The sequence below is a fragment of the Mesorhizobium sp. M7A.T.Ca.US.000.02.2.1 genome (genome assembly GCF_003996995.1).
GTDB lineage: Bacteria > Pseudomonadota > Alphaproteobacteria > Rhizobiales > Rhizobiaceae > Mesorhizobium.
In genome coordinates, this window is sequence record NZ_RZTT01000324.1 from 1 (window position 1) to 7,077 (window position 7,077).

Annotated in this window: 4 protein-coding genes; all 4 read left to right on the plus strand. The window is 64.4% G+C overall.

The annotated features are described in order from the left end of the window. Window positions 1-2,587 (plus strand): alpha-2-macroglobulin (locus EOD15_RS24980; protein ID WP_148129636.1); only part of this gene is annotated, 2,587 nt, incomplete at its 5' end. 212 nt (window positions 2,588-2,799) lie between these two features. Continuing rightward, window positions 2,800-4,890, plus strand: a complete 2,091-nt coding sequence (pbpC, locus tag EOD15_RS24990; protein WP_127321402.1) for a penicillin-binding protein 1C — start codon at window positions 2,800-2,802, stop codon at window positions 4,888-4,890. Window positions 4,891-5,093: 203 nt separating this feature from the next. Next, complete coding sequence (locus EOD15_RS24995) at window positions 5,094-5,852, plus strand: M15 family metallopeptidase (RefSeq protein ID WP_164761836.1); 759 nt, start codon at window positions 5,094-5,096, stop codon at window positions 5,850-5,852. Between the two features lie 220 nt (window positions 5,853-6,072). Then, window positions 6,073-7,077 (plus strand): sulfate ABC transporter substrate-binding protein (locus EOD15_RS25000; protein ID WP_148129637.1); only part of this gene is annotated, 1,005 nt, incomplete at its 3' end.

The window sequence follows — 7,077 nt, forward strand, 5'->3', positions numbered from 1 at the left end:
CAATTATGCCGCCGGCGAAGTGGCCAAGCTGAAAGTCTCGCCGCACTTTGCCGGCGAACTTCTGATCAACATCGGTTCCGACAAGCTGTTGAAGACCGTCACGGCATCCGTGCCGGCCGGCGGCAGCACGGTCGACATACCGGTCGGCGACGATTGGGGTGCTGGTGCCTATGTCACGGCAACCCTCTTCCGGCCGGGCGATGCGCAGGAAACGCGCATGCCGGCCCGCGCCATCGGCGTGAAATGGCTGAAGGTCGATCCGGGCTCGAAAAAGCTCGCCATCACCTTGACGCCGCCGGACAAGACCATGCCGCGCCAGCAGCTGTCGATCCCGGTTTCGGTCGCCGGCGTGCAGCCGGGAAGCAATGCCTACGTCATGGTTGCCGCCGTCGATGTCGGCATCCTCAACCTGACCAACTACAAGGCGCCGGATCCGGAGAACTGGTTCTTCGGCCAGCGCATGCTGGGCATGGAAATCCGCGACATATACGGCCGCCTGATCGATGGCTCGCTCGGCAATACCGGCAAGCTCCGGACCGGCGGCGACGGCGCCAACATGCAGGCGCAAGGCAACCCGCCGACCGAAAAACTGGTCGCCTTCTTCTCCGGCATCGTCGAACTCGATGCCGACGGCAAGGCGCGCGTCGACTTCGACATCCCGCAGTTCAACGGCACCGTGCGCGTCATGGCCGTCGCCTGGACCAAGGATGCGGTCGGCCACGCCCAGTCCGATGTCATCGTGCGCGATCCCATCGTGATCACCGCTGGCCTGCCACGCTTCCTGGCGCCTGGTGACGCCGCCGTCATGCGCCTCGACGTCGCCGACACCGATGGTCCGGCCGGCGACTATGCGTTCTCGATCGAAACGACGGGTGACCTGTCGACCGGCGACAAGCCCCTGCCCCAGAAGCTGACGCTCGCCCAGGGCAAGCGCCAGACGCTGACCGTGCCGCTGATCGCTCAGACGGCCGGCAATGCCTCGCTCACCATCAAGCTTGCCCATGCCGACGGCACCAAGGTCGAGCAGACGCTCTATGTGCCGGTGCGCCCGGCGCAATTGCCGGTGACCACCCGGCTGGTGGTCGACCTCAAGGGCAATGGCGGCGCGCTGCGCGTCGACAAGGAACTGCTGGCAGCCAGCCTGCTCAACGGCGCCTCCGTCAGCGTCGGCGTTTCGCAGGCCGCCGCCTTCGACGTGCCGTCGCTGCTGATGACGCTCGACCGCTACCCCTATGGTTGCGCCGAGCAGACCACCAGCCGCGCCATGCCGCTTCTCTACGTCAATGAGTTGGCTTCCGGCGTCGGCATGGCCAGCGACCCCGATATCCATGGCCGCATCCAGGACGCCATCTATAAGGTTCTGAGCTATCAGGCCTCGGGCGGCAGCTTCGGCCTGTGGGGTCCGGGCTCCGGCGATCTGTGGCTTGATTCCTATGTCACCGACTTCCTGACAAGGGCGCGCGAGCAGAAATACGACGTGCCGAGCCTGGCCATGAACCAGGCGCTGAGCAATTTGCAGAACTCGCTCGGCTACGACCAGAGCGTGCAGGACCGTGGCAGCGAGATCGCCTACGCCCTCTACGTTCTGGCCCGCAACAAGAAGGCCTCGATCGGCGACCTGCGCTACTATGCGGATACCCAACTCGAAGCTTTCTCAAGTCCGATGGCCGTTGCCCAGCTGGCGGCAAGCCTGGCGCTCTACGGCGATACACCGCGCGCCGAAGCCACCTTCAAGACCGCCTTGCAGTTGGCAAAGTCCACCACCGACTACGACTACTACCGCTCCGACTACGGTTCGCGGCTGCGTGATGGCGCGGCCATGCTGGCGCTGGCGGCGGAATCGAAGCCGGTGCCGACAATCGTGCCGGAACTGATCAAGCTGGTGACCAGGGAACGCGCGGAAGCCCGCTGGACCACCACCCAGGACGAATCCTGGATGCTGCTGGCGGCCCGCGCGCTGAAGGAGGGCAATGATACGATCATGCTGGCCGTCAATGGCGCGGCGCATTCCGGCGGCTACTCCAACCAGGTGGAAGGCTCTGACCTGGCCGACAGCCCGCTGACCATCGTCAACACCGGCAAGACCCCGCTGCAGGCCGTCGTCACCACCGTGGCGTCGCCGGTCCAGCCCTTGCCGGCCGGCGGCGACGGCTTCACCATCAACCGCACCTACTACAAGCTCGACGGCACCGAGGCCAATGTCACCGAGGCGACGCAGAACGAACGCTATGTCGTCGTGCTCAAGGTCAACGAGCAGAACAAATGGCCGTCGCGCCTGCTGGTCACCGACCTGTTGCCGGCCGGCTTCGAGATCGACAATCCCGGCCTGGTCTCCAGCGCCCAGTTGACGAACTTCTCGTGGCTGGCGCAGACCGATGCCGCGCATCTCGAATTCCGCGACGACCGTTTCGTCGCGGCGTTCAACCCGGCCGACGGCGATCATGACCACAATCTGACGCTCGCCTATGTCGTGCGCGCGGTGACGCCTGGTACCTATGCGCACCCGGCGGCAACGGTGGAGGACATGTACCGGCCGCAATATTCGGCCCGCACCGCCACCGGCATGATGGAGATCAAGGCGCCGTAAGGCGCCTTGGCGAATATGAAAGTGAGGCTTGTGCTGCCCCTCATTGCCCTGCCGGGCATTTCTCCGCGTATAGTGACGGGGAGAAAGAGGCCTGCAACAAAGCTTTCGCCAACTTTGAACGTTGCGGGAAAAGCGCCAACGGCCATGACAGCACCCTTCTCCCCGTCACTATACGGGGAGAAGGTGGCGGCAGCCGGATGAGGGGCGGCGCCATGCTTTCCAAGAAGTTCCTTCGTCGCACGGCCGTTGCAGGAGCCTCCCTCATTGGACTCACCGCAATTGCCGCCACCACCCTCTGGGCGCTCGACCACGCCTTCCCGCCCCCGCTTCCAGCCGAACTCACGGTCTCCACCGAAGTCCAGGACCGCGACGGCGAATTGTTGCGCGCCTTCGCCACGCCGGACGGCTACTGGCGGCTCGAAACCCGCCTCGACCAGGTCGACAAGCAGTTCGTCGACATGCTGGTCACCTACGAAGACAAGCGTTTCTGGGACCATGAAGGTGTCGACGTACTGGCGCTGGCCCGCGCCGCCGGCCAGTTCGCCACCAGCGGCCGCATCGTCTCCGGCGGCTCGACGCTTTCGATGCAGCTTGCCCGGCTGATCGAGCCGCGCGAAAGCCGCAGCCTCGGCTCCAAGGTCAAGCAGATGCTGCGCGCCATCCAGATAGAGCGGCGGCTGTCGAAACGCGAAATCCTCGAACGCTACCTGACGCTGGCGCCTTATGGCGGCAATCTGGAAGGCGTGCGCGCCGCCTCGCTCGCCTATTTCGGCAAGGAGCCGAAACGGCTCACCGTTTCCGAGGCCGCCCTGCTCGTCGCTCTGCCGCAGCTGCCGGAAAAGCGCCGGCCCGACCGCAATTTGAAGATCGCCCACGCCGCCCGCGACCGGGTGCTGACCCGAATGGTCTCCTCCCGCCTGCTCGGCGAGCGCGAGGCCGCACGGGCCGCCCTCGACGATGTCTCGGACCTGCGTCGCACGCTGCCGGCGCTCGCCGCGCACGCCGCCTATGCGATGTTGCCCAAGGCCGTCCCCGGCCAGCCCTTGCAGCTGACGATCCGCAAGAGCGTCCAGGAAGGGCTGGAACAGGTGGCGAGGGACGCGGCCACCAAGCTCGGCCCCCGCCTGTCGGTCGCTATGGTGCTGGCCGACTCCCGCACCGGCGACATCCTTGGCGAAGTCGGCTCGGCCAATTTCTTCGACGCCAGCCGCTCCGGCTGGATCGACATGACAAAGATCGTCCGCTCGCCAGGCTCGACGCTAAAGCCCTTCATCTACGGTTTGGCCTTCGAACAGGGCCTGGTGGCGCAGGAAACGCTGATCGACGACAGCCCCGTCGATTTCTCCGGCTACCGGCCGAAGAATTTCGACATGGGCTACCAGGGCGATGTCAGCATCCGGCAAGCGCTGCAATTGTCGCTCAATGTGCCGGCGATCCGCGTGCTCGACGCGGTCGGGCCAACGCGGCTGATGGCGCGCTTCCGCCAGGCCGGCGTCAGCCCCATACTGCCGGTCAACGAAGCCCCGGGCCTGGCCATCGGTCTTGGCGGCGTCGGGGTGACATTGCGCGACCTCGTCCAGCTCTACACAGGGCTCGCCAATGGCGGCAAGACGCACACGCTGCATGACGGCACCGAGCCTGCCAATGCCGAGCGCACCAGCGCCACCATCCTCGACGGTCAGGCCAACTGGCAGATCATCGAAATATTGTCGGGCGTCAAGCCGCCCGAGGGTGCCTTGCAGCGCGGCATCGCCTACAAGACCGGAACGTCCTATGGATACCGCGACGCCTGGTCGGTCGGCTTCGACGGCCGCTATGTGCTGGGCGTCTGGGTCGGCCGCCCCGATGCCGGCGCGGTGCCCGGCCTTTCCGGCTATGTCTCGGCCGCTCCCATTCTGTTCGAGGGTTTTGTCCGCTCGGGCCTCGCCACCGTCCCCTTGCCGGGCAAACCGCCCGGCATGTTCAGCCCCAGACGCGAGGACCTGCCGGTGACGCTCGCCCGCTTCGGCGCCGGGTCGGACGGCCTGGTGCAGGCGACGGTGAGCGAACCCGCACCGACCATCATCTTCCCGCCCGACGGCGCCCGCGTCGACCTCGGCACCAATTCGGCCGACGCCTCGCCACTGGTGCTGAAGCTGCAAGGCGGCCGTGCGCCGTTCCGTTGGCTCGCCAACGGCAAGCCGCTGGCAGGCATCGATCGTCGCCGCACCGCGACCTGGCAGCCCGACGGCGCCGGCTATTCGACGCTGACCGTCATCGACGCCGCAGGGCGTGCGGCGAGTGTGAAGGTGTTTGTCGAATAGACGGCTGCAAGCGATTCATAGGCTTAGCTTTCCAAGGCCAGAGGATAGCAGGACACTTGCCCATGCTTGTTCCAAGGCACCCCCCTCTGCCCTGCCGGGCATCTCCCCCTCAAGGGGGGAGATCGGATTTCATTTCCGCTTTCGCCAATCGTCAAAGACAAGGCGCAACGGCAAAGCTGCCAATCTCCCCCCTTGAGGGGGAGATGCCCGGCAGGGCAGAGGGGGGTGCCTCGCGCAATCCGTTCTTGTCGGCAGCCTCAGCACTGGCAGCAACAATCCTTGTCGGGGCAATTCCTCTCCCCGCTTTGGCCGATGCCCTGCCCGCCGGCTTCGTCCGGCTCGCCGATGTCGACCCCTCGATCCGCCAGGACATCCGCTACGCCGGATCGGATAATTTTCTGCACCGCAAGGTGAATGGCTACGACGCACCCGCCTGCATTCTCACCCAGCAGGCGGCAAAGGCACTCTCCGCGGTCCAGAAAGCGATCGCAGCCAAAAGCCTGACCCTGGTGGTGTTCGATTGCTACCGCCCTGCCCGCGCCGTCGCCGACATGGGCGAATGGACGCGTGAGGGCGGGCCGCCCGATCCGCAATGGTATCCGAAGGTCAGGCGCGGCGAGTTGATCGCCAAGGGCTATGTCGGAGAACTATCGACCCATTCACGTGGCTCGACCGTCGACGTCGCCCTCGCCCGAACGGACCGAGGGTCCAGCCCGAACCCGGCCTGCGGCGCGGGCGATGCCGACACGCTCGATTTCGGCACCGGTTTCGACTGCTTTGATCCGATGAGCGAAACCGCCCACCGCGGCCTTGCCAGTGAAGCGGCGGCAAACCGCAAGATGCTTGTCGACGCCATGCGCGCCGGCGGCTTCAAGAACTATGCAAGGGAATGGTGGCACTTCACGCTGAAAAGCGAACCGTTCGCCAGACAGCGTTTCGACTTTCCCATCACCGCAGATTGATGCACCCGACCAAATTCCACACCTTGCCTCGGCACCGCCCCTTGCTAGATAGGCTGAGTGGCCGGGCCATGGATTCTTCCTTAGGCGGCAAGAGGAAAATATTTCTCCTAACGGCGAAATAGCGTCGAACATTTTCTCAAGAGGGGCAAAAAAGGCAACATTGAATGCATCTAATTTCTACCAATTCGGTAGATTTGGCGCGGGTTCAACGGAGGCAGAAATGACCAAACCTCATTTCAGGAAACTGCTCGGCGCACTGGTCGCCACATCTGTCCAGTTCGGCACGCTCGGTTTCGCGTTTGCCGATACCACCATTCTCAACGTGTCCTACGATCCGACACGCGAGCTCTACAAGGCCTATGACGAAGCTTTCGTCGCGCATTGGAAGGCCGAGACCGGAGAGACCGTCGCCGTCCAGCAGTCGCATGGCGGATCGGGCGCCCAGGCCCGCGCCGTGATCGATGGCCTCGACGCCGATGTGGTGACGCTGGCACTTGAAGGCGACATCAACGCCATCGTCTCGAAGGCGAAGAAGATCAATCCGGACTGGCGCACCAAATTCGAAAACAATTCAGCGCCTTACACCTCGACCATCATTTTCCTCGTCCGCAAGGGCAATCCCAAAGGCATTCACGATTGGAGCGACCTCGTCAAGGACGGTGTCCAGGTGATTACGCCCAATCCGAAAACCTCCGGCGGCGCGCGCTGGAACTATCTCGCCGCCTGGGCCTACGCCAACGCCAATGACGGCGGCGACGAGGCCAAGACCAAGGAGTTCGTCGGCAAGCTCTACGCCAATGCCCCGGTGCTCGACACCGGCGCGCGCGGCTCGACCGTGACCTTCGCGCAAAAGGGTCTTGGCGATGTGCTTATCGCCTGGGAAAACGAGGCCTATCTGGCGCTGGACGAGTTCGGTGCCGACAATTTCGACATCGTCTACCCGCCGACCTCCATCCTGGCAGAACCGCCGGTGGCGGTGGTCGACGCCAATGTCGATGCCAAGGGCACGCGCAAGGTCGCCGAAGCCTATCTGAGCTGGCTCTATTCCAAAGAAGCGCAGACGATCATCGCCAAGAACCATTATCGTCCTGCCAAGCCCGATCTGGTGCCGGCCGAGGACCTCGCCAAGCTGCCGCCGATCAAGCTCGTAACCATCGACGATCCACAGTTTGGTGGCTGGAAAAAAGCACAGCCTTATCATTTCGGCGATGGTGGTATATTCGAC